At 60.1% G+C, this 22157-nt stretch carries 17 protein-coding genes and 5 pseudogenes; 7 read left to right on the top strand and 15 right to left on the bottom strand.

From position 1 onward, the window contains the following. Nucleotides 1-139 precede the first annotated feature (139 nt). A complete protein-coding gene (locus AC0L28_RS18520; protein WP_065011139.1) occupies nt 140-832 on the top strand; it encodes an OmpW/AlkL family protein in 693 nt (230 codons plus the stop codon). 533 nt (nt 833-1365) lie between these two features. Next, nucleotides 1366-3609, top strand: a complete 2244-nt coding sequence (locus AC0L28_RS18515; RefSeq protein WP_473479267.1) for a S9 family peptidase — start codon at nt 1366-1368, stop codon at nt 3607-3609. A 918-nt stretch (nt 3610-4527) separates the two neighbouring features. Here the strand turns inward: AC0L28_RS18515 and AC0L28_RS18510 are convergent. From AC0L28_RS18510 to AC0L28_RS18485, 6 genes and pseudogenes are all read right to left on the bottom strand, one after another. Beyond that, nucleotides 4528-5421 (bottom strand): hypothetical protein, encoded by an 894-nt coding sequence (locus tag AC0L28_RS18510; protein WP_473479264.1) that lies wholly within the window; start codon nt 5419-5421, stop codon nt 4528-4530. A 201-nt stretch (nt 5422-5622) separates the two neighbouring features. Continuing rightward, nucleotides 5623-6513, bottom strand: a complete 891-nt coding sequence (locus tag AC0L28_RS18505; RefSeq protein ID WP_473479261.1) for a hypothetical protein — start codon at nt 6511-6513, stop codon at nt 5623-5625. Continuing rightward, complete coding sequence (locus AC0L28_RS18500; RefSeq protein ID WP_473479259.1) at nt 6494-6781, bottom strand: ParB N-terminal domain-containing protein; 288 nt, start codon at nt 6779-6781, stop codon at nt 6494-6496. The genes AC0L28_RS18505 and AC0L28_RS18500 overlap by 20 nt, the downstream gene beginning before the upstream one ends. A 79-nt stretch (nt 6782-6860) precedes the next feature. After that, nucleotides 6861-7279: pseudogene (locus AC0L28_RS18495) on the bottom strand (DUF2958 domain-containing protein). A gap of 205 nt (nt 7280-7484) precedes the next feature. Beyond that, nucleotides 7485-8447 (bottom strand): ArdC family protein, encoded by a 963-nt coding sequence (locus AC0L28_RS18490; RefSeq protein ID WP_473479256.1) that lies wholly within the window; start codon nt 8445-8447, stop codon nt 7485-7487. A 1185-nt stretch (nt 8448-9632) separates the two neighbouring features. After that, the gene (locus AC0L28_RS18485) at nt 9633-10631 is read right to left on the bottom strand and encodes an omptin family outer membrane protease (protein WP_473479253.1); all 999 of its coding nucleotides are present in this window, start codon (nt 10629-10631) and stop codon (nt 9633-9635) included. Between the two features lie 151 nt (nt 10632-10782). On the opposite strand from AC0L28_RS18485, the gene AC0L28_RS18480 reads away from it, so the two are divergent. After that, the gene (locus tag AC0L28_RS18480; RefSeq protein WP_473479252.1) at nt 10783-10950 is read left to right on the top strand and encodes a hypothetical protein; all 168 of its coding nucleotides are present in this window, start codon (nt 10783-10785) and stop codon (nt 10948-10950) included. Between the two features lie 30 nt (nt 10951-10980). On the opposite strand, the gene AC0L28_RS18475 is transcribed toward AC0L28_RS18480, so the two are convergent. The 3 genes from AC0L28_RS18475 to AC0L28_RS18465 all read right to left on the bottom strand — a co-directional run bounded on the left by AC0L28_RS18475 (nt 10981) and on the right by AC0L28_RS18465 (nt 13305). After that, the gene (locus AC0L28_RS18475; RefSeq protein WP_473479250.1) at nt 10981-11430 is read right to left on the bottom strand and encodes a GNAT family N-acetyltransferase; all 450 of its coding nucleotides are present in this window, start codon (nt 11428-11430) and stop codon (nt 10981-10983) included. Nucleotides 11431-12553: 1123 nt separating this feature from the next. Beyond that, on the bottom strand, nt 12554-13006 hold the full coding sequence (locus AC0L28_RS18470) for a DUF982 domain-containing protein (protein ID WP_473479247.1): 453 nt from the start codon (nt 13004-13006) through the stop codon (nt 12554-12556). A gap of 80 nt (nt 13007-13086) precedes the next feature. After that, nucleotides 13087-13305, bottom strand: a complete 219-nt coding sequence (locus AC0L28_RS18465) for a hypothetical protein (RefSeq protein ID WP_473479244.1) — start codon at nt 13303-13305, stop codon at nt 13087-13089. 920 nt (nt 13306-14225) lie between these two features. Between AC0L28_RS18465 and AC0L28_RS18460 the strand changes: the two genes are divergently transcribed. The 3 genes and pseudogenes from AC0L28_RS18460 to AC0L28_RS18450 all read left to right on the top strand — a co-directional run bounded on the left by AC0L28_RS18460 (nt 14226) and on the right by AC0L28_RS18450 (nt 15488). Next, nucleotides 14226-14552, top strand: coding sequence for a hypothetical protein (locus AC0L28_RS18460; RefSeq protein WP_473479242.1), 327 nt, complete (start codon nt 14226-14228; stop codon nt 14550-14552). Between the two features lie 389 nt (nt 14553-14941). Then, a pseudogene (locus tag AC0L28_RS18455) lies at nt 14942-15191 on the top strand (cytochrome P450); the annotation flags it as partial. Continuing rightward, nucleotides 15171-15488 (top strand): DUF4158 domain-containing protein, encoded by a 318-nt coding sequence (locus AC0L28_RS18450; protein WP_473479562.1) that lies wholly within the window; start codon nt 15171-15173, stop codon nt 15486-15488. The pseudogene AC0L28_RS18455 and the gene AC0L28_RS18450, both read left to right, overlap by 21 nt. A gap of 133 nt (nt 15489-15621) precedes the next feature. Here the strand turns inward: AC0L28_RS18450 and AC0L28_RS18445 are convergent, their stop codons facing one another. The 4 genes from AC0L28_RS18445 to AC0L28_RS18430 all read right to left on the bottom strand — a co-directional run bounded on the left by AC0L28_RS18445 (nt 15622) and on the right by AC0L28_RS18430 (nt 18164). Next, a complete protein-coding gene (locus AC0L28_RS18445) occupies nt 15622-15852 on the bottom strand; it encodes a hypothetical protein (RefSeq protein ID WP_473479240.1) in 231 nt (76 codons plus the stop codon). A gap of 105 nt (nt 15853-15957) precedes the next feature. Continuing rightward, on the bottom strand, nt 15958-16800 hold the full coding sequence (locus tag AC0L28_RS18440; RefSeq protein ID WP_473479237.1) for a hypothetical protein: 843 nt from the start codon (nt 16798-16800) through the stop codon (nt 15958-15960). Nucleotides 16801-17336: 536 nt separating this feature from the next. After that, nucleotides 17337-17585, bottom strand: a complete 249-nt coding sequence (locus tag AC0L28_RS18435) for a DUF982 domain-containing protein (protein ID WP_473479235.1) — start codon at nt 17583-17585, stop codon at nt 17337-17339. A 276-nt stretch (nt 17586-17861) separates the two neighbouring features. Beyond that, nucleotides 17862-18164, bottom strand: a complete 303-nt coding sequence (locus tag AC0L28_RS18430) for a DUF982 domain-containing protein (RefSeq protein ID WP_027056410.1) — start codon at nt 18162-18164, stop codon at nt 17862-17864. A 242-nt stretch (nt 18165-18406) separates the two neighbouring features. On the opposite strand from AC0L28_RS18430, the pseudogene AC0L28_RS18425 reads away from it, so the two are divergent. Continuing rightward, nucleotides 18407-18869: pseudogene (locus AC0L28_RS18425) on the top strand (Ros/MucR family transcriptional regulator). Nucleotides 18870-20081: 1212 nt separating this feature from the next. Here the strand turns inward: AC0L28_RS18425 and AC0L28_RS18420 are convergent. Continuing rightward, nucleotides 20082-20835: pseudogene (locus AC0L28_RS18420) on the bottom strand (adenosine kinase). A 94-nt stretch (nt 20836-20929) separates the two neighbouring features. Beyond that, a pseudogene (gene metK, locus AC0L28_RS18415) lies at nt 20930-22104 on the bottom strand (methionine adenosyltransferase). Nucleotides 22105-22157: the final 53 nt, after the last annotated feature.

Here is a 22157-nt window from a genome sequence, read left to right as displayed (position 1 = left end):
GGGCGAACCTTCGACGAAGTGAGTACAGGTCTAACAATGCGCGCAGAATTTGCGAATAATGCGCGCCAGTATTCTGTTGATAGCGATCAACACGGCAGGACTATTCACAGTGAAGTCTAACGAGCAAGGAAACAACATTATGGCAACAAAGCGAATGAACGTGTTGCGGGGACTCACAGCGGCCGTCGTCCTGTTGCTGGTAGGACAGCAGGCGGCCGCGGCAGACCTTGCAGAACCGTGCGACCCGGATAAGGGTGCCTTGTTCACGGAATGGCCAAGCCCTTGGCAGATCCGCCTGCGCGCGTTGGGGGTTATCACTGAGGATTCGGGCTACGTTAACGCGGTGCCCGGCTCCGGTCTTTCCTATTCGAACACCGTAACGCCGGAACTCGATATTTCGTATTTCTTCACGGACAACGTCGCAGCCGAGCTTATCCTCGGCACCACCTATGCCAACATCACAGGCCAAGGCTCGATTGGCGGGCTGGGGAATATCGGCAAGGTTTGGCTGCTGCCGCCCACGCTGACATTGCAGTATCACTTTACCGATTTCGGCGCCTTCAAGCCCTATGTCGGCGCCGGCGTGAACTATACGATCTTCTATCATCAGCAAGCCAGCAGCGCCGATGATCTCAAGGTCAAGAACACGTTCGGCACCGCGCTGCAGGTCGGGTTCGACTACATGGTCGACCAGCACTGGGGCGTCAACTTCGACGTGAAGAAGCTTTTCCTGAAGCCAGACTTCGACGTCACGGTGGCCGGCGCGAAGCAGACGGGAAAGGCGGAGCTCGATCCCTGGCTGATAGGCGCAGGCGTCACGTACCATTTCTGACAACGGAAGGCGAAGGCGGCTTACGCGCAGCCCGAGTCGAATGAAGGGCGCCTCGTGCGCCCTTTGCCGTCGGCCCGACGGTCCACTCTTGTCAACCCGACATACACCCAAGGTCAATGTGACTTGGGGTTATCCGAGCTGTCGGATATGCGACGCGTCGTCCTCCGGACACGGATCAACGGACTGACGCCAGCCATGCAGAGAATGTCGATAGCCAACGCCTTGTGCCTGGCCCCGTTCCGGCCGTTTCCGGTGCAGGAACAGGAAGGGAGTGTGATTGCAAGCGTCATCGGGCTTTGAACATTCCATCATTGTGGACATGGAAAATACCCTGCTGGCTCGGATGCCAACTCTTCAGTCTGGTTCACCCGGCCAGTTCCTGGAATCGGCGTAGGGCGACGGTCATGTTGACTGCCATCGAGGCCGCACCCGCGTGCTGGCTCCTTCGAGCAACGCTCAACGCTGCTGCACACCGGCGATGAAAAGCCAGATCCAACAATGTGTCTTCCGAAAACCGAAAGAGGTGAACAGATATGGTCAAGATCGGTTCGAACGGTGCACATCCACCGCTAGTGCTGAGCGATTGGGAGCGGGCACTGACGATCAACCGTCGCTATCGCGGGCTCACCGTAAATGTCCCCGAGGGGCCGTTCTGGCTGACTGGAGCCAACGCGTTCGTATACCGCCGGACTACCCATGGCGAGCAGCAGTTCATGCGGGTCGATGCTGCCACGGGTTTGAAACGGGCCGCCTTCGATCAGGCCCGTCTGGCGGCCGCGCTAAATGAAGCGAGCCATAAGAGCTATCAGGCCGGCGATCTTCCCTTCGAGCGTTTCGAACTGACCGAGGATGGTCGCAGGCTCGACTTCATGATTGAGCAGGTCCGGTGGAGCTGCGACATTGAAAGCTATGCCTGCACCAGCACAAACTTGGATGTGGACGCCCCGAAGTTTCAGCTCAGCCACCACTACACGCCACCGGCTGAGAACAACCGCGACCAGAGGAGCGACTCGCCCGACGGCAAATGGATCGTCTCTATAAAGAACTGCAATGTTTTGCTGCGCAGCAAGGACGGATTGCAGGATGTTGCGCTGAGCCGGGATGGATCCGAGGGCAATCACTACGTCTTTTCGACACTGAGCTGGTCGCCGGACTCGCGCCATCTCGCGGCCTACCGCGTTCGCCCCGGCTACAAGCGGGAGGTCCCCTACCTCAATTCGTCGACGGACCGGTTGCAGCGCGAATATTCGACAATGGTCTATCCCAAGCCGGGCGATGTCCTTCCGCTGCCCCAGCCGGTCCTGTTCGACATTGCCGGCCTGCGCCAAGTCGCGATTGACGACGCCCTGTTCTCCAACCCCTTCGAACTTTCCCCTTTCCGGTGGTGGGCGGACGGTCGCGGGTTTACTTTCGAATATAACCAGCGCGGGCATCAGCTCTATCGGCTGGTCGAGGTAGACGCCGCCACGGGCCGCGCACGCTCGCTGATCGAAGAGACCAGCACGACCTTCGTTGATTACCGGCCGCTGGTGATGAACCAGCACCGTACCGGGAAAATCTTTCGTTACGATGTCGACGACGGGAAGGAGATCATCTGGGCGTCCGAGCGCGACGGGCACGAGCACCTGTACCTGTTCGACGGCCAGACGGGCGCGCTCAAGAACCAGATCACCAGCGGTGAGTGGGTGGTCCGCGCGGTCAACCATGTCGATCCGGTCAAGCGCCAGATCTGGTTCGAGGCGAGCGGGAGGAACCCGGGGGAGGACCCCTATTTCGTCCATGCGTACCGCATCGGCTTCGACGGTGAGGGGCTGACTGAGCTCACGCCCGAGCCGGCCAACCACCATGTCGAGTTCTCTCCCGACGGCCGCTACTATGTCGATCTCTGGTCACGCATCGATCTGCCGCCCCGCATGATGCTCTACCGCGCCAGCGACGATGTCAAACTCATGGAGGTGGAGACCGCCGACATGTCCGAGCTCGTCGCCGCCGGCTGGCAGCCGCCACTCAGCTTCCACGCCAAGGGGCGCGACGGCAAGACTGATATTTGGGGCGTGATCCACCTGCCCGCCAATTTCGATCCGAAGAAGAACTACCCGGTGGTGGAGAAAATCTATGCCGGGCCCCAGGGCTCCTTCGTCCCAAAATCCTTCTCAAGACGGACAGAGCCGCTCACGCAGCTGGGCTTCGTCGTTGTGCAGATCGATGGCATGGGTACCAACAACCGCTCACGCGCCTTTCATGACGTCGCGTGGAAAAATCTGAAGGACGCAGGCTTTCCCGATCGCATTCTATGGCACAAGGCGGCCGCCGCGAGGTATCCGTGGTACGATATCTCCAATGTCGGCATTTTCGGCGGGTCCGCAGGCGGCCAGAGCGCGGTGAGCGCGCTACTCTTCCATCCCGAATTCTATAAGGTCGCGGTCGCCAACAGCGGCTGCTACGACAACCGGATAGACAAGATCTGGTGGAACGAAAAGTGGATGGGGTGGCCAGTCGGCATTGAATATTCCCAATCCTCCGCCATCGACAATGCTTACAGGCTGCGGGGCAAGCTGATGATCGTCATGGGCGAAATGGACCGCAACGTCGACCCGTCCTCCTCGCTGCAGCTTGCCGACCGACTCATCAAGGCGGGAAAAGATTTCGACATGGTCTATGTGCCTGGTGCCGATCACAACGTGCCAGGCATCTACACTGAGCGCAAACTCCTGGACTTCTTCGTTCGCAACATTCTTGGTCAGACCCCACCCGACCGAGCAAAAGAGCAAATATGATGCTTCGGCAGCTTCTGCCTATAGCAATCCTCGCGCCCGTTTTGTTGGCTATGATCGAGGCGTTAAGCGAGCGGAGAACTGCTCGGACGAGGGCCTGCGCCGATTCCTGCGCAATGGTGACCTTAGCAAGACGAAAACGGGAACGACATGGCGCCCCGCCTCTGCCTGCCTCTTCGATGACCGCACGCTTCTATCTTGCATGCGTCGTTTTGCCTCCGCTCGCCAATCGCGGCTTTCCCCGGAAGCGGGACGGAAGCGGGGCGGGCGGCGAGTTGCGACCGGAAGGGCCGCCGTCCAGGCGGATCGCATCCGAAGGACCGGAACGAAGAGAAGGACCCGAAGCGAGAGCGAAGGGTTGCGGTTCGACCCCAGAGCCTCGTGGGTGGCGATGATATCTTTCACGCTTGGGCCGAGCGGGACGCTCCGGCCGACCTTGGGGATGGCTCGTATCTCTTGAATCATCTTTTCCGCGAAGTCAGAATGTGGATGCGTCTTCGGTCAGTCCGCTGGCCGGCGGTCAGCGCATCATTTCGGTGACTAACCTCGACGAGCCGACGAGGCGGGCCGCCGGACGCACATCACCTCAAGTCAGCGACCCACACGCGACGCATGGCCAAAACCCAACCTCGCCCTGATCCGGAATGCTTGCCGCCAGGGCCTTGGCGACCTGCCGAGCCCTAGATTACCGGCACGAGTATAGGCGAGCCCTTGCGTATGGGGGGCGCTCGGCTTCATGCTCTCAGCCGAGCCGAACCCTACCGCGGCGCAGATACTCGGTAGTCGGCCCTGAACAACGTCTAAGGCGTTGATATGTTGATATTTCTAACCCGGGAAGACCAGTGGAAGCATCCGATTTCGTCGTTTTCGGCTGGAGTGCTTGCAGGCACCAGGCAAGCCAAAGCGCGAGAACCGTGAGGATCAGGCGCAGATTTTGGCCGCGGCGACCAGCAGCGCATTGATCGCATCGCCAGCATGACCGAGGAGAGCGTACCATCGATCGACTGCTCGCAAACCGGGCTCGCACTGGTGATCGCCCATTCGTCCCGATTGAACAACCGGCGGATTTTCAGCTCTTCCTTGTTCTTTTGTAGGTCCCGGGCGAGCACCTCCAGACGCTGCTGATAACGACGAACGTTGCCGCGAATGGCCGCTATCGCGTTGTCCCGCAAGACCGCTTAGGAGACAGGCCGCGCGATCGGTTGACACGATGCCCAAGCGGCGTCGCGGATATCGGGCTTGCGCAGGTTCAGACACCGTCGACCAGGGGCGGACGTGGCTATATCCGCGTTGCGCCTCGGCAAGCATCCCGGCGCGGCGCAGGGCTGGCGAAGGCGATGAGTTGGCGTCGGGATTTCGCGTGCGGTGCGCGCCGGAAAAGCCGCAAAGGTGCAGCCGGCATCGCCGAGAGAGGTGCCAGGCGGCGGCACTCGAATTGCCTCCGCCTGGCTTGGCTGGTTCATTCGGCCATGAACAGCGGCTGAACTCTGGCCCATTGATCGGCGGTGCGGAAGCCGCCCCGGGTCGTGTAGCTTTCGGGGGGAATTTCATCCAGCGCGGCAGCCATGCGTCGACTTTCTCCCTGCTGTTCTCGCCGAACAGGAAGTCGCGCTTTTGCGTCTTCACCTTCTCGAAACACTGCCGTGGGCGACATGCTTGCCGCCGATATCGGCGAAGTATCAGATTGGCAATTTCCTTGTCGCGCAACAGGTCGAAGAGTGCGTCGTCGGCTTGCCAGCAAGCGGCCATATCGACATTCAGGTGATTGGCAAGCGCCTCGATGACGGCGCTGCCGGCTTCGACCGTCTCGGCCATGACGATGGCGAGAACGCGCAGGACATCGTCGTCGGACAGCGTCGACAGCCGGGCGAAGACGCGCGCTGTGGCAAAGGCATCGCCGTTGCCGCCGACGACCGCGCCAGCCTCCTCCGGTTGCCCCAGCAGCGCCAAAACCTCGCGCCGCCTTCGCAGAATACGGCTTCGGCCTTGCAGGCTGCGAGGCTTGCCGCCACCGCTTCATTGGCGGTACGCTGCGGCTCGCGGCGAACCTGCCACAGGCCCGAACCTGTGATGGGATGCGCCCCCATCAGGCGCAGCGCGACACCCGGACGGTCGAGCATGGCCGCGCGCACCGCGGCATGGCAATGCAGATCGACATGGTTCTGCATCGGCCCGGTGAGTTCCGGTCGCGACGGCTATGCGGGGGTTTCTTCGTGCTCGCCGCCCTCGCCTTGCGGGCGGGCGCGGCGGGCATCCTTGCGCGACAGCCAGCCCTCGTGGCACTCGACCGCGCTGCGATGCGAGACTGATATGAAGACCTTGCCACCTTTTTTTCTTCGGCGTCTTTTCGTGGTCCCAAGACTTGGAAAAACTGCCCCGGTTCCAGCACGGCCACGTCGGCCAGCCGGCTTCCAGATAGGCGTCGCGTCTGGCAGCGATCGCCTCGTTCTGCTTTTGCCAGAACAGGTCGGCGTCGGCGAAATAGCTGTCCTCGCCGAACAGGTCGCAGACGATCAGGCCCGGATAATCCTCGACGACAAACAGCGCCACCTCTGAGGAAATCGACTGGCCGCCGAACAGCCATTGTTTCAACTGGTCGCCGCGCGGCGCGTATTGCTCCGGATCGGCATAAAGCGCCAGCCAATCCTTCTGCTGCGCCTTGGAGGCCATGGTCAGATTGCGCGCCGTCTCGGCGTCGATTTCCTCGCGCCGATAGGCCTCGCGGATTTTCGGCAAGAGGTCGCCGAGCGCCAGAATGCGTTTGACCAAAAGCTCGGTGATGCCGAAAGTGGCGGCGATGTCGGCACGCTGCAGCCCTCCTTGATCAGCCGCGAAAACGTCTCCCGCTGCGACACCTCGTCGGGATCGAGCCGGGCGAAGTTTTCGATCAGCAGGCCTCGAGCGCATCGGAGTCGTCGCCGTCTTCCATGATGGCGCAGGGCAAGGCATCGCCCTCACCGCGCTCGTCGGCGAGCGACTTCGCGGCGAGATAGCGGCGCCGGCCGGCGACGATCTCGAAGCTATCCGGCTCGATGTTGGGCCGCACCAGAAGCGGCACAAGGACGCCGCGCGCGCGAACGGACGGCAGCATGTCCAACACGTCGGGCGCGCTGGAATGGCCCCATGTGAGCGTGGAAATGCTGAGCCGGTCGAAAGGAATGTGGGCAAGCTGCATGGTTCGTCTCCTTCGTTGGGGGTGGAATTGTCCCCGCCGCAAGGGCCGAAGGCCGGCGCGGCGGGGGCGGTTTTGCGCCTTATCGGCGCTCTTGCTCCGCCGCGTCTGGCGGAAGCTCGGAATGGGATTTGGCAGTGCTTCCGCTGCCTGCCGCAGAAGCCGCTCGGCTTCGGTGATGTGGCCGGCGCTGCGCGCCGATTGGGCGTAAACGGAGAGCGGAAAGCGCGCCTTGAACCAGAGGTCGCGCTCGATGCCGAGGCCACGCCGAGCCTTGGCGCTTGCAAGCTCGGCAAGGCTGACGCTGCCGAGTTCCGGGAAGCCGAAGCCGAGGTCGCAAAGGCCGAACATTGTGTCGCCGTCGGCGTCGAGTTCGGTGAGAAGCCAGGTTGCTGGCCCGGTTGGATCGAATAGTCTTACCACCGGGACATGGTCGGTCTCGATGTCAGTTGCGCCATTGGCGAGCAGCTGGGCGCGCAGTTCGTCGGTGATCAAGATCATGGGAAAACTCCTCTCAAATCAGGTCGAGTTGATTTCTGTCGGCTTCATCGAGCAGCCCGGTATCGAGCGGCTTCTGCGCCGCGCGCGGGCGCGTCGGCCAAGAGGGCAAGGCGGTTGCGCGTGGTGACCGGCCGGACACGGGAATGAGCGTCTGCTCGCCTTGCGGCGTCGGTTCGGTCTGCAGGGTGTCGGGATCGCGCGACGCTCATGCCGCGATCTCATCTTGTTGCGCGCCTTCGGTCTCGGCGTTAAAGCCAAGAAGAAAATCGGCGGCTTTGGAGGCAAGGCTGGCGGCGCGGAAGATGGCGCGATTTTCCTCGCGCAGCACCTTCAGCCATGTGCCGATATAGTCGGCATGGCGCACGGTCGGCTCGATGCCGAGCGTCGAGCAGACAAAGGCTGCGGCGATTTCGGCAACCAATTCCTCGCGCGCATAGGTCTTGGAACCGAAGGCGCCGGAGAGGTCGCGCGCCAGCCGCGCCGGGTGGCCGGTCCAGTGGCCAAGCTCGTGGAAGCAGGTGCGGTAATAGTCGATCTGCTGAAAGAATGCCGGCTTCGGCGGCACCTGAATGGTGCCACTGCCCGGCATGTAGAAAGCGCGATCGCCGCCGATGCGGAAATCCGCGCCGCTTCCTCCAATAAGCGCCTCGGCCTGTGGGATGATCTCGCGTTCGGGCAGCGGTTCGGCGTTGCCGTAAAGGTGCTCGGGCAGGCCGTCGCACTGCGCGATGTTAAAGACGGTGAAGCGCTTCAAATAGGGCACGGCCTGCGGCTCGTCGCCGTCTGTCTTGGCGCGCTCCTTCTCGTTTTTGGGGACAAAGCGGTCGGCATGCACCATTGTTGTGCCGCGCTCGCCCTTCCTGACATTGCCGCCAAGAGCAAGCGCCTGCCGGAAGGTCAGCCAGTTCTGGCCGGGATAGCTGCGCTCGATGACGGCGCCCCACAGGATGAGGATGTTGATGCCGGAATAGCGGCGCCCGGTGGCGGCATTCCCCCGCAGACCGAGGTCGGCCTTTGCGCTGCCCCATGGCTTGACCCATGGCACGGTGCCGCGCTCCAGTTCGGCAATGATGCTGTCCGTGATCTCCTGATAAAGGCTGGCGCCCGGGCGCCCGCCCTTAGCCGCGCCAGCCTCTGCGCTGGCGCAACGCTTGTCGTTTGCACGCATTCCTTTCGTCCTCCGCTAACCACTCGCCGCGCCTTTCCCCGGAAGCGGGGTGGGCGGCGAGACGCGACCGGAAAGGCCCGCCGTCGGAGGCGGACCGCATCCGAACGACCGGAACGCAAGAGGAGGACCCGAAGCGAAGCGAAGGGTTGCGGGATGCCGCGGCGGCCTAGAAGGGAGTGCCGCCCACCGCGCGCCGCCGGGAAAGGCCAACAGACATACCGCGCCGGCCGACAGGCCGGCGACCGTCAGCAGCCGACAGGCTGCCCGCGCCAGGGGGCGAAGCCGGATGGCCGAGACCGCCTGAGCCTGTCGAAGAAAAAGCGGCCTCGGTTCACGAGCACCCGGCACGCGCTGTCAGGCGCGCGGGCGCCGTCAGGCTTAGGCCAAATCGGGTTCTTCCGCGTATTTGGTGCAGGGACTAACTTTTTCGGGTGTCCCTTTGTCCGGTTGGGTCAAGCGGCTGCCAGAAGTAGCCTCCGGAGGAGTGGATAGGCGGCGCGCCAGTACATCTGGCGCTTGATCGTCTTGAGGCGGTTGATCTGGCCTTCGACCGGGCTCGTACTCCAGGGCTGGGTGATTGCCGCCCGGGCAGCCTCAATGTCACGGCTGAGACCTGCTGCGAAGCGAAGCCAGTTCGCTGTTCATGGCATCCCCGATCCATTGAGCGAAGGCCTGCATCGTCGTCGCCACGTATCATCGCGGCAAAGCGGCGGGCCAGGTCAGCCGCGATTGAAAGTTCCGGAGCATGTTCATGCAGATGGTGGAGGAACCGCTCGGTCTGCTCAGCCGACGTCGCGTGCTTCACGCTCGATCACATCGAACGAATCGGGCCATTTCCTCGCTGCCGTGAATGTTCGGTGCGACGCGCTCTCAGTCGGCGGTGAACAACACCCGTTGGTACCGATCGTCCGATAAAAGTTGAACGCGGGTTCTGAGTGCGGCTCGACGTTGTTCTGGAAGCCGACGATTGAAGGCTATCAGCTCACAGCTGTCGCGATGGGCCTATTCGATGGCCCATCGGTTTGCATCTCTCCTAATACCATTGTCGGGGACAAGGGCGACTGCTGCGAGATCAGAGACGGTCTACCGCGGAACGACAGCTCGGCGAAAGAACGTCGTTCCTATCGCGCCCACCGATTTCTGCGCCGTCCGGACATCGGTTTGGGGCCGGTCGGGTTCATTCAATCAGAACGAGGTCTTGATGCCGACCATCACCGTCGCCGCGGCAAGATCGCCGCCGCTCATGTCGTCTTCGCCGCCAGTCTCTGCGCCGGTCGGAATGTCATAGGTGTTGTAGTCGCCGCGAGCGGTGAACACCTTTTCGTAGGAGCCGGAGACGAAGAAGCTGGTCCGCTCGTTGTACTGATAGCCGACGCTGCCGCCGACCATCAGAACCGGCGCCGATTTGAAATCATCCTCGAAGCGCTCGTCACCCGTCCAGTGATGATCGGTATCGCCGGCCGAGAACGTCATCCCGCCCTTCAGCGCAAAGCCGAAGTTCCAGTGATCCTTGACGTAGGTCGTATCGATGCCGGCAAAGGCGACCGGCAAGTTCTGCTGGTAGCTGGCGACCTTTGTGCCTCCTGGCCAGTCGCCAACCGAATCCCGGAAGCCGGCATCGCTGTGGACATAGGAGCCGCCATAGGCAGTCCACTTGACCGAGGTGTACTTGAAGCCACCGTTGACGTTAATCAGCAGCTGGTTGCTGACCTGGAAGTCATGGCCGATCGCGACGGTTGCCGAATAGAAGTGATCCAGATCGGTGTCGGAATGGCGCGAACGGTCGCTCCAGTCGTTCCAGCCATCTTTGGTCGAGAATGGCGGGATCCAGTCGTTCCAGCCATCATTGGTCGGGATCCAGTCATAGTCTTCCATGTAGCTGTCGCCGCTGAAGGCGATCTGGCCGGAAAGCTTGGCGGTCCAGCCGGCCTCGCTGCGCGCCGTCATCTCGGCTGAAATGACCGGAGCGGTGCCTTCCCAGATAAGGTGGCTCAGCTTCGAGCCGCTGCCGGGAGCCTGATAGACTAGCTCGTTGGCCTCGATGTCGATGACGCCGACGCCGCCAACGAACGAGAAATTGGGATTGTAGCGCGCCGGTTCGCTCACCACCGCGGCACTGGCCATCGCCGGCCAGGCAGCGAGCAACGCTGCCGCTCCACCAAAGAATTTCGCATACAATTTCATGAAACTACCCTCATAGGAATGATCCGTTATTCGGCTATACGCTGCGTAACCGGGGTGCACGTCAGGTGCGGTCGTCTATGCAGCGCCCCTGTAGGTTGGCAGATTGCCGCCCTCGGCTCGGTTCCTCAACACTCAAGGAAACGCCGTTAGCGTGACCCGATTGACGGCGGTTTTTGCCGATGCGTTCCGGGCGGTCGGCGTGACGGGAACCTTGCATTATCTGAGGCACACATTTGCGATGACGATGCTGGTACGATTGCAGCGGCAGGCAGCGACCACGCCGGACCTCAATCCGCTGAGATCGTGCAGGTTGCTTTGAGCAGTCCACAGCAGACACTCTGAGTCTAGATTATCCGACAGAGCCGAGGGCCGACTTCCTCGAACCCGTTCCGCAGATAGAAATCGAGCGTGCGCTTCCATTTTGGTTGCCCGGGCGCTCCAACCTCAAGTCGCTTCCAGCCACGAGCACGGCTTTCCTGGAGGCGACCTCAAGCAGATGAGGGGCAATCCCTTTGGAGCGCATGTCGGGTCGAACATACAGCTCCGAAATGTAGCCGAACTTGCCTCCTGCATAGATCGCCGTGCATTCATTCAGCACCATGATGCCGACCGGCTCGTCATCTGCACTTGCGATCAAAGCGACCCCGCCAGCGTCGGCAAGCACCGTATCCGCGCTTTGTCTGACGACCTCGGGCGTGGGCGCTTTCCCGCCAGTGAGTTCATCGAGTAGCGCGTGAATGAAACGGGCGACCGTCTCTGCGTCCGTTGCGTTGGCGCTGCGAGTAGATATGGAAGGCATATTCTCTCCTGGCAGTGGTCAAAATTCCGATTCCTGCTGCCATCCGCGCAGGTCCGACTCACTTTTAGATGTAATGTTGGGATAATGAACAGCATTTTTTCATTAAATTATGTTAAAAGACTGCAAAACAAATATTACAAGTATGCAGGATTCCGGATGACTTGATGTGAATTGCCGCAGATAGGAGACATTTTCACATCAAAGGAACCGGGTTACTTCGTTGTCGATGAGAATTTGAGAGCAGTGGCCGTCGACTTGACTCGTGAGTCCAATCGTCTCCTTGGGCCGGCTTGGCCACCAAGGTGGGCATCATCGGACAAATGAACTCCAGCCGGCCAGCACCGGAACTCACTCGTTTACGCACAGAATCGAGTCTAGCCCCGTCCCATCTGGTGGCTAGTGGAACGGATTGTGATCGTTTACTAAATTAGCAATTCTGCACGAAACGGCTTATTGTTGGTCCCAGCCGGCGGACACGACCACACCCCGCCGGTTAGGCCCGCCGGTCGGTTGCCTACCCCGCAGCGGCTGTCGGGCCGTCCCCATCACAGTTCGGACAATCAACGTGAGCCGAGATAGAACCAACAACCCCGCAACCGGGATCAAGGGCAAGCGCCACGGGCCGCCTGTGAACGACGAAGCAGAGCATTTCGAGTCTGCCCTGTCTGTGGCCTCACGTTCGACAAGCGAAACCGTGGCGAGGTGCTGCATCATTATCTCCCCGAACATGAGCCGTTGAAGCTCGATGGATAAATGGCCCGTCTTTCCCATATAGGGCCATGACACCTCCTACTCGGGCGAGAGATACATCTCCGCCTCCTTAGCGGCAGCCACGAAAGCCTAGCGACGACATGAGGGTCAATCCGATCGCCCTCCATCGCTAACAGGCAAAGCGTCCACGCCTTGTGCCAGCGAGGTCCTCTCCGGGTCCACCTCTTGAGCTGCTCAAGGGCTGCCCTCGCATTGTTGCAGCCATGCCTGCCGCCGTCCGATCAATCGTCACGAACACCCGAGGGACAAACCAAAGGGTTGTCATGAAGGGTAACTAGAGTGGGTCGGAATATTTGGTAGAAATTTCTGAGCGGACCGCGATCGGGTAGGGCTGCGCGGGCATCCAGGAGACCTAACCAAAGTGGCGTAATACCTCCTCCTCCTCGGCAGCAGCTAGGAATGCCTTACGGGCCTCCTCAGCTTCCATCTTGTCGGCAATCACGGCAATGCAAACGCGCAGCGCGAGGTTCCACTTGGGGCCACGCTTAGTGCAGTTCAGGAGTTCCTCAACTGCTGCCTCAGCAGTGTCGACGCTGCGCGTCTGATCGGGAGGCTCAGTTCTCACGCTGACCGAGGGGCTGAAAAAATGCGGCACGTTGCTGGGAACTAGGGCAGCCGCGGTCTCCTCAGCCCATTCTTGCTCTCGCCGCTCAAGCTCCTCCTGAAGCTCCACCGCTAAAGCGGCAAGCTTCGGCGGCAAAGGTCGGTCGTCCAACAGGCTTAGCTGCTTGCGCAACTTCCGACGATTATCTTCCGAACTGATCAATTCTCGGAAGGAACGATTATCCCTATCTCGGGTGGCCATAACGGTTCGCCTTAAGCTTTTTACGCAACTCATTTGGTTGCTGAAGGTTCCCGGAGGCGGCCGGATGAGTTGTCACAGCATTATTCGTTAAGGTCGAAGGCTACTGCGCGTCCAAACGCCGGAGCGGTCGCCACGATAACGTCGACCAGGGCCGTGTTACTGATTTCGAGGTCAGGGCCATCTTGGCGAACCGCAGCTATAACGGCCTTGACGGAGACTGCGCCACCGTGCGGGACCTTCTGGATGGCCTCGTGCACAAGCTCCACGGCTATGCGCTCGCAGTCCGTCTCGATGTCCACCTGAGGCCTCCCTGGACATAAACCCAAGCACCCATTTGTTGGCACGCCGCTTGTAAAAATCAACAACCAATTTCGTACAATGGGACCGCGAACAACTGTGGCGAGGACAACCGGCTCGCGCTAGATTGAACGGCTACTACCCGCCCTTATCGGATGCCACCGACAGGCCGAGGGCAGTAGCTGCTTCTATAGGCGCAGCGTGCCGAATATGGTCGATGTCGCCTTGATCGAAATGCTGTCCCCACGGTCAGCCCTGTTGAGGATTGCGATTATTGCGTGCTCTTCAATTGGACCAATCCCTTTGCACACTCATCCAACTCTCCGAACAGCTCTTGTGGCATTTCTGCACAAGAGATGCCGAAGGGACGAACTTCCCCTCCAACCAACTGTTTCATCCGGAAACAAAAAAACCCGCCGCACAGGAGAGCGACGGGTCGACCAAGCGACCACCGAGCGCGGGGTGGGTCGGGATTTGCCCGGTGCGCGGATCGTGAAAAAATCATACGCGGCCGGGTGCGTCGCGTCTACCAACCGGCAGTTGGCCTTTTCGGCACGGCGGACTTAATGTGGCGCTTTGCCCCTATAGGGTTTCGCGGTCGCCCATACCTTCCGGGAATTGAGCGCTTGAGAGCGAGCAACGTGCTTCCGCCTAATCCGCCTCTGGGCACCATCACCTTGCTGAGGTGTTGATGCAGCTGAAAAACCAGCAAAATTAAATGCTTAGGCTACCCGAGTGCTACGCACAGGTGTTACACATGGTCCTAGCTATGAGCCGTCCAACAAAGCATCGCAAGACCGGCGTTTGCTGGTTCCGAAAGCGGGTTCCAGCCGACATTGCCGTGTTGACCGGCCGCTGAGAAGTCAACAAGACGCTGGGAACTAAGGAAATACGCAGAGGTGCTTGCGGAGTTTGAACGCGAGTGGGCGCAGCTTCGGCTCGGAAATCGCTCGGTAAATGGAACCAGCTTGGGTCGTCCTGCTGCTGCCGTGTAGATGCGCTCACACCGCGCCTCATCACGGACCGGGAGGCGCACCGTTTTGCCAAGGCCGTGCACGACGAATGGCTTGCAAAATTCTACGACAATCCGAGTGAACAGCTCCACTGGCACACCGAGCTGTACGAGGGCATGTGGAAAAAATATCCGTTGCCATCAACCGATCCAGTTGCTGGAGTGGAAGGCATCGCTGATCCCATCCCGGGGACAATGCCAATCGAGAATGTCTTTTGGAAATCGATGAGGGATTGATGCATCGGCAGGGCTAAGGGTATCCTAGCCGACAACGGCTACAGTGACGATCCGTGGAGCATCCACAAAACTGCACTTGCAGTGAGGGCCGCTCTGCAGCGAGCTAGTCTAACGCTGCAAAGGCTTGAACGCGGGGAGTTTGAGCCAAGCGCGGAGCCCGGGTGGCTTCATGGTTCGGCAACTACTCAGCCAGCCGTCAGTCGCTCGCCGAAGACCGCGGCTTACGGCGAAATCAATCGCCCATGATGACAACCAGGCACCCGAGGACCACCGCCGCCAAACTGTCCGGGACTTAGCGAAACGCCTGTCCGCGACTTAGCGGAATCCCTGTCCGGCTTTTACGAAATACGCATACCGGTCACCTTCCGCCCTTCCATCGCTTAGAGGGTGCGGCATTCACCCCGGATTCGGTGATTCTCGGTTCGCCGGGGTGGCTGGTCTCGCACGAAGGGGGCGAGCATGCCCGGTTACGCACGATCGTGGCGCCGGTCTTCAAAAACCGCAGGGTGAAGCTGCTCGCAGCAGGTCGAGGCGATCGCCGCGCAGTTGTTCGAGACGCTGGCGACCCAGCCCCAGCCCGCCGACCTGCGGCGCCACCTCTCCTTTCCGCTTCCGGCCATGGTCATCAGCGCGCTGATGAGCGAAGGCGCAAGCACGCTGAGCGAAGCCGAGCGGGAACAACTACCGGGATTCCCGGCGGACCGTGACGACCTGGCCCGACTTTACACCTTTGAGCCCGGCGACCTCGATCTGATCCGGCGTTGCCGAGAGGACCGCAATCGCCTCGGCCGGCACTCCTCCGACTTGAACGTGACAGTCGATGCGTCGGATTGTCCCATCGCAAATTCTGACATCCCAGCGTCCCTCGCGAGCGCTCGCAATTCGGCTGGAGGTGCCAGACAGAAAGTTCGAAAAGCTTCCAAGAACCCCAGTTAAGCTTCTTTTCTTATTATTTCTACAACACTTAGCAGACATGAGAAACTTCCAAGTTTTGCACGTAGGCGGATGATCCACGTGGCACTCAGCCTGTAGATTATCCGCACTCTATCTAACGAGTGGGACCCTGGGCTCAAAACTCCCGGTCGGTGTATACCCAAGGGCCTGCTTCCTCGATCCGAAGCGCCGCATTGGCGACGGTCTCGTCGTCGGCATCGGGATAGTTCTCGCGAATCCATTCCTCCGCATCGATGTTCCAAGCCTCCACGAGATCGCCGGCATAGTGCTGGTGGTCCAGCGCTAGCCCGAGGTTCTCTTGGCTGCGGAAATCAGCGACGATTCCGTTTGCTAATGGAATGTCCATATCAGGCCTCTTGGTGAGTCGGGATCGATGATCCTACGGGCGGGAGTGCCGACCACGCAAGCAAATCTCATCGAGTCATGAATATGTGTTCTCGCGTGTGTAGTTTCAGAAAGGGAGCGGCAGGGCTTGAACCCAGTGCATTGCCGCAGCAGCTGCACCTTGAAGTAGCTCATACAGCTGGCCAGCGTATGCAATAACGACAGCACCGACCGCACCCGGTATCAGACCTTGAATCCCAGCATCGACGGTTGCATTAACACGGTCCACTAACCAGCCTCCAATGGTCCCTGCTACGCGCCGGAGCACGGTGCTGCTTGCGTGAACAGCTTCAATTGCAGGCTCAGGTGCCTGAGCTTGATGGCGAAGTTCCCCGATAGCGCGCTGAATTTCATCCAAGTCGCCTCTGGTAACAGGAAGGTCATCGATCGGACTTGGCGGATTGTTGTGGCCGATCATCCCCCGATCGCGTTGGCCGGCTCTGATCAGGTCTTCAAGTCTATCTAGGCGCTGAAGCATTTCCTGTCGAAGTTGTTCGACCGTCAGCGCGTCATCGTCCTCTACATCCTCAGGTGGGATGATGTCCGGCAGGGGATCGTTGATGCTATAGATTCCGTCGTCCTCTTCGTATGGCGCGTCATTCCCGATGTCGGTCGGAGCCCAGTCATACAAGCCGTCCTTTTCAATTTCCTCTACGGCTTTCTGCATCGTGTCGAAGTCGACAACCTCGGAAAACGTGTCCTGAATCTCTTTATCCGCGTTGTAAGGGCCACCCCAAATCCATTGGTAACCGCCCTCTGCACTTTCGTAGGGAGTCTTCTCGGCCGGATCTTCGAAGTGCTCCTGAAACCACGTAACCATAAGCTCGACCTTGGCAGCCCGAGAGAGCCTACGAAATCTAGACTTCGTGAACTCTTCCTCGCCGAATGAAATGAACGGTTTACGTGCCATGCCTCTCCTCGCCCTTGGCCTATATGCCAGTTTCTAGCCGCAAATGAAAAGCCGCCGGGGTGGAGACGGCTCACAGCCAGCCAGTTTCGGATATAATTCAGTATCACTATCATCTTTCCGATCTTGATCGCCGAAACCCGCTCCCGACCATCGGGAGAAGCATCGGCGGTCACACGCCACCGATCCGCGGAGCGCGTTCCGGGAGATCGGATGTAGGGCCAAGCTGGGGAAGGATTCGAACGGCACTTCTGGAGACCGTTGTGGCGGCATCGACGCTGTGCCATTTGCAGCGGGCCAATTCTCGCCCTATGGCTCCGTTTACCTCTGGCTGCAATCACGATCACCGCGACGGCGAAGCCGAGCGGCCGCAGCTGGCTGGCATCCTCTTGTGTTTTGATGGTGGAAGATCCGGCGCCAGACCGGGAAAGCCACCGCGGAAAGAGCGGGGTTGGCTTGCTCCTGGCGGATGCCGGCAGGGGTGTTCTGCCCAATAGCGATGCGCAGATGGCCGAAATTCATGAGCGGCGTCCTGGATCTCAATCGCTGCGCAGAATGCGTGCTTCGAGCGCGGCTGCCACGAAAGCTCGTCGAGCGGCTGGTGGATGGGTCTTACCGCGTAACACCTGCAGACAGGTGTCCATCGCTATTCTGCGTTTATTGGTCTCATGATGCAGATCCCGGAGCAAGATAGCGGCTGCGTCGTTGACGTCCAACACGATTCGCTCCGAGCTCCGGCGGCTAACCTGAACAATGACTGGCCTCTCAAATCTGATCAAGCCGGTCATCTCTCCCCTCCTCCACAGCCACTATGAGGCAAACAGCCCCGGGTCGCATTTATTTACTCAGCCGAACCCGACCACTGCATCTGCACCGCCGAACCTGGCCATTGGCGACCAAGCGATCGCCATGAGCTGCGTCTGGCCATGGTCAGGGTTGCGTGCGATCTGCGGTTTTGTAGTCGGTGGTGAGGAACTGCTTCTCATTCGCGTGGTCTAACTGAAACCTGGACATACTGCACTCTTTGACGCGCCTCGCGCCAGTCTCAAACACGTCGTCGAAGTCTACACCTGCACTTTTCCACTGCCCGATCTGCAGGCGGCGATCCACTGCATCGCGGAGGTTGGATCTTCCAATATGGCGACCCGCTTCGCAAAGCCGAAAAAGGCATTGCGCGCCGTGCTTACCGGCTTGCGCCCATCGTATGCATCGTAGCATGCCCTGAGGGCGGCTTCGTGGATCAGGTCTCTGCGATCTTCCGGCCATTCATTGAGAAAATCGATTGCATCCGCAAGGCCGGCAATCTCTTGGATGATGTGCGTAGCGCGCTTCACGAAAAGGGGGCTGCTGAAAGCCTCAGCGTTCATTCGTTCCTCCAACCTTCCAAATAGCCGATTTGCGGGAAGAGGCGCCGCACCGACGCGGCGACCATGGCACAGTGTGTTGTCAGGGCGATGACGGTTCAAGAAGAAGATCCGCGGCTGCGGCCGGGTGTGTAGCGATCCGCCAGCAGATCGTGCAATGGCTTGGTTGCTATCAAACGCGGTCGTCACTATTAAGCTATGAATTGATTCTGCACCGCCTAATCTAAGCCCGCAGGAGCGTTTTCATGACCGAAGAAGCTGAGACGAAAGCTGACAACCTCATCGAACTCCGCCCATGTCGTCTCAGCCTATGTTTCGAATAATCCGGTTCCCGTCGGTGAACTGCCTGGGCTTATCGGCCAGATCCACATCGCATTGAAAGGCACTACTGGTGGTACCGCACCAGTAAAGTCGGAAGCTCTCAAGCCTGCCGTACCGATCAGAAAATCGGTTACACCCGATTACATTGTCAGCCTTGACGACGGCAAGAAGTTCAAGTCGCTCAAGCGTCACCTGGCTACCCACTATGGCCTTACGCCCGACGAATATCGCGCGAAGTGGGGGCTGCCGGCGGACTATCCCATGGTGGCGCCGAACTACGGTGCGGCGCGCTCGGCATTGGCCAAGACCATGGGTCTGGGCCGCAAGCCGAAGGAACCGGGAGCGCCGGCACCTGCCAAGCGTGCCCGCAAGAAAGCCGCAGCCTGACCGCACTTTGTCAGGATCGATCAAGCGGATCTGGCATCATTTCGCACTTGCGATATAAAATTTGTGCATTGCAATATCCGCAGCTATCGGTATGATCATGTTGTCGGCCATCTACTCCTCCCAGATGTGGTGCCGACGCTGAATGGGGCGCACCTCCTCCCGCGTCTCATTCGAAATAGAGCCCGCTGCCACCTCCTCCCGGTAGCGGGCTTTTTCTTTGTCTGAGGCGCGATTTCGGTCCCAGGACCATCGCATTTAAGCGAGGCGAATTCCCCGAACGTCCAGGCCTTTCTTGCCCTGCCCGCATTGAACAAACACCTTCTGACCCTCCATCAGCATGCCGAGTCCTGAGCGGGTCAGCGCGGGGCATGAACGAAGATGTCGCTCTCACCGTTTTCAGGAGCAATCAAGCCGAAGCCCTTTTGGGGGATTGTACCACTTAACGGTGCCCTCGCTCTCCAACTGGGCACCCGTCCCGGCCGTGGACTTTCCAGCGCAACTCTCGCGGTTTGATCGCCGACCTACAGCACTCCCGAGACCTGGTGACCTCTTGGGGCTTTCTTCCGTTGTGACCTTGAGACGTGTTTTCCTCGGAAACGCCGCGGCTCCCGCCGCCTCAAGTACCCGGATGTGCAGATAGGCCTCGATGCCCTCCGGCAATTTGACAAAGCCAAAACCCTTGCTGGTGTTGAACCACATCACTTCGGCGTCGACAAGGTCCGCGGTTACGTTCGACGAACGCTGAAAGTAGATGGCTCGGAAGACTGTTCCGCAAAGAAAACGTGTCATCGTCATGGCGATGCCGGCGTGGCTGACGATGGTCTTTGTATTTGCCCATGATCGTCTCGACTTGCTTGAACAACGCATTGCGCTCTCGGCAGGATAACCTCAATCGGGCGATGCGTTCATGTCAATTCACCAGTTGGCCGCTTACCCGCTCTATCGCATTCCTATTCCGGCCGACCTGTACACGAGGTCGACGATGGCGGGTGAGCAATATGTGCGACATGTCGAGCTGGCGATCGGTACGCTTCCCATATCGCACGGCAGAGGGTTCGCACTGGAGGGCGACACCACAATCAACCTTTTCGATCGTGACATGCCGCGGGCTGCCGTCTCACGCGGATGCGCATACAAAATTTCGATTTACGCGCACTTTCCCCGCACAGCCTGCAGGAGGGGAGACGGGCAGCTTGTCGTTGAGTCGCCCGGCTAGATCAACCCTGCCTGCTCAGCCTCGTGGCGTAAATTCTGCCGCGGCCTTGGCCCGATCTGCTGGATCACCAGCCCGGCCGCCAGCGAGCCGAGATCGCCGCAATGCTTCAGGCTGCGCCGCCCTTGCGTGTAGCCGTAGAGGAAGCCGGCGGCATAGAGGTCGCCGGCGCCGGTGGTGTCGACCAGCTCCCGGATTTTGGTCGCGTCGACGGTGACGGTCTCGTCGCCGCGCACGATGACCGAGCCCATTTCTGAGCGGGTGACGGCAGCGATCTTGCAGTCCTTGCGGATCTGGGCCAGCGCCGCAGCGGACGCCTTGTCGGCCTCGACATCTTCCGGCCCGAGCTCGATGCAGGCGCCGAGATAGGTGTTCATCGAGCGCTCGCCGTCTGGGGTAACGAAGATCATCGAGCGCGCCGTGGGTGGCTCGCCATTGAGCGGCTTGGTGTCAAAGGCGACGCCCTGCGCATGGATGTCATGGGCGTAGATTTCGCCGAGCGCATCATTCGAGACCTTGCCGAAGAAGGCAGCGCGGCCGCCGAAGCTCGCGACGCCCGCCGCCGTGTTGTCGGCGCTGCCGCCGGAGGCTTCGATGGCCGGGCCCATGCGGCTGTAGAGCAGTTCGGCGCGCCTCGTGTCGATCAGGTTCATCGCGCCCTTGATGATGCCGTTGGTTTGCAGAAATGCCGTCGCACTGGGCGATGATGTCGACGATGGCATTACCGATACAAAGCACGTCATAGTTCGGCATCAATGATGTCTCCGCGAACTACCCCACCGGCTTTTTGCTATGCCGGCCGGGCGCCGGTCTAGCGAGTTGCCGCATGCGCTTGATCCAGCGGCCCTCACGCAGCTGCCGGTCCTGCTTCACGCAGCAAGTCGTCGGCTCTGTCCGTCTTCTCCCAGGTGAACTCAGGCTCTTCACGGCCGAAGTGTCCGTATTTCGCCCTATTGCGGTATATCGGGCGTAAGAGATCAAGCATCTTGATGATGCCTTTCGGTCGGAGATCGAAAAGCTCAAGAATAAGGCGCTCGATCCTTTTTTCCTCGACCCTTGCAGTTCCGAAAGTATTGACGAGGATAGACACCGGCGCGGCCACGCCGATCGCGTAAGCAAGCTGAACCTCGCAGACCTCTGCAAGGCCGCTGGCAACGACATTCTTTGCGACGTAACGCGCCGCATAGGCGGCCGAGCGGTCAACCTTGGATGGGTCCTTGCCCGAAAAGGCGCCGCCGCCGTGACGCCCCATTCCGCCGTAGGTATCGACGATGATCTTGCGCCCGGTAAGCCCGCAGTCGCCGTGCGGCCCACCGATCACGAACCGGCCGGTTGGATTGACCAGGAATCTGATCCCCGTCGTATCCAAGTCGGGCGGCAGGACCGGTTTTATGATCTCCTCAATGACGCCTTCGCGGACCGTGGCTTGTGAGACCGCCTCGTCATGCTGCGTCAACAGGACTATGGTATCCAGCGCCACCGGGCGGAAACCCTCGTAGCGTACGGACACTTGAGATTTCACGTCTGGACGCAGCCAGCCAAGCTGTCCCGTTTTCCGGATCTCTGCCTGTCTTTCGTCAAACGATGGGCGAGTTGGATCGGCAAGGACATCAATGTATCCGTCTCGTTGCAAGCGAATCCAAACATGAGGCCCTGATCCCCCGCGCCCTGCTCGAGATCCTGCCCTCGTCCTTCGTCAACGCCCTGGCTTATGTCGGGCGACTGCTCGGTGAGAGCCAGAACGACGGCGCAACGTCGACCATCAAAGCCGATGGCATCATCGTCGTACCCAATATCGAGTATCGTGTCGCGGGCAACTTGGCTGTAATCAATCTCCGCGTGGCTGGTGATCTCGCCAGCCAGAACGACCATCCCTGTCTTCACCAACGTTTCACAGGCGACGCGCGCCTTCGGATCGGTACGGAGGACCGCATCGAGGATTGCATCGGAGATGTTATCTGCCATCTTATCCGGGTGTCCCGCGCCAACGGATTCGGAAGAGAACACGAACTGCCTGGTCATGGAATGCCCTCGCTTCAAGTATTGGAGTTAGGTGGGGAGTTTCCGGACTGGGG

It is taken from the genome of Mesorhizobium sp. WSM4847 (assembly GCF_055811335.1).
Note: the sequence above shows the minus strand (reverse complement) of the source record. Positions and strands in the feature narration are given on the sequence as shown.

Coding starts and splice junctions, on each gene's coding strand:
- AC0L28_RS18520 (WP_065011139.1), top strand. CDS start 140: ATGGCAACAAAGCGAATGAACGTGTTGCGGGGACTCACAGCGGCCGTC.
- AC0L28_RS18515 (WP_473479267.1), top strand. CDS start 1,366: ATGGTCAAGATCGGTTCGAACGGTGCACATCCACCGCTAGTGCTGAGC.
- AC0L28_RS18510 (WP_473479264.1), bottom strand. CDS start 5,421: ATGGCCGAGACGGTCGAAGCCGGCAGCGCCGTCATCGAGGCGCTTGCC.
- AC0L28_RS18505 (WP_473479261.1), bottom strand. CDS start 6,513: ATGCGCTCGAGGCCTGCTGATCGAAAACTTCGCCCGGCTCGATCCCGA.
- AC0L28_RS18500 (WP_473479259.1), bottom strand. CDS start 6,781: ATGCAGCTTGCCCACATTCCTTTCGACCGGCTCAGCATTTCCACGCTC.
- AC0L28_RS18490 (WP_473479256.1), bottom strand. CDS start 8,447: ATGCGTGCAAACGACAAGCGTTGCGCCAGCGCAGAGGCTGGCGCGGCT.
- AC0L28_RS18485 (WP_473479253.1), bottom strand. CDS start 10,631: ATGAAATTGTATGCGAAATTCTTTGGTGGAGCGGCAGCGTTGCTCGCT.
- AC0L28_RS18475 (WP_473479250.1), bottom strand. CDS start 11,430: ATGCCTTCCATATCTACTCGCAGCGCCAACGCAACGGACGCAGAGACG.
- AC0L28_RS18470 (WP_473479247.1), bottom strand. CDS start 13,006: ATGGCCACCCGAGATAGGGATAATCGTTCCTTCCGAGAATTGATCAGT.
- AC0L28_RS18450 (WP_473479562.1), top strand. CDS start 15,171: ATGGTCATCAGCGCGCTGATGAGCGAAGGCGCAAGCACGCTGAGCGAA.
- AC0L28_RS18445 (WP_473479240.1), bottom strand. CDS start 15,852: ATGGACATTCCATTAGCAAACGGAATCGTCGCTGATTTCCGCAGCCAA.
- AC0L28_RS18440 (WP_473479237.1), bottom strand. CDS start 16,800: ATGGCACGTAAACCGTTCATTTCATTCGGCGAGGAAGAGTTCACGAAG.
- AC0L28_RS18435 (WP_473479235.1), bottom strand. CDS start 17,585: ATGACCGGCTTGATCAGATTTGAGAGGCCAGTCATTGTTCAGGTTAGC.
- AC0L28_RS18430 (WP_027056410.1), bottom strand. CDS start 18,164: ATGAACGCTGAGGCTTTCAGCAGCCCCCTTTTCGTGAAGCGCGCTACG.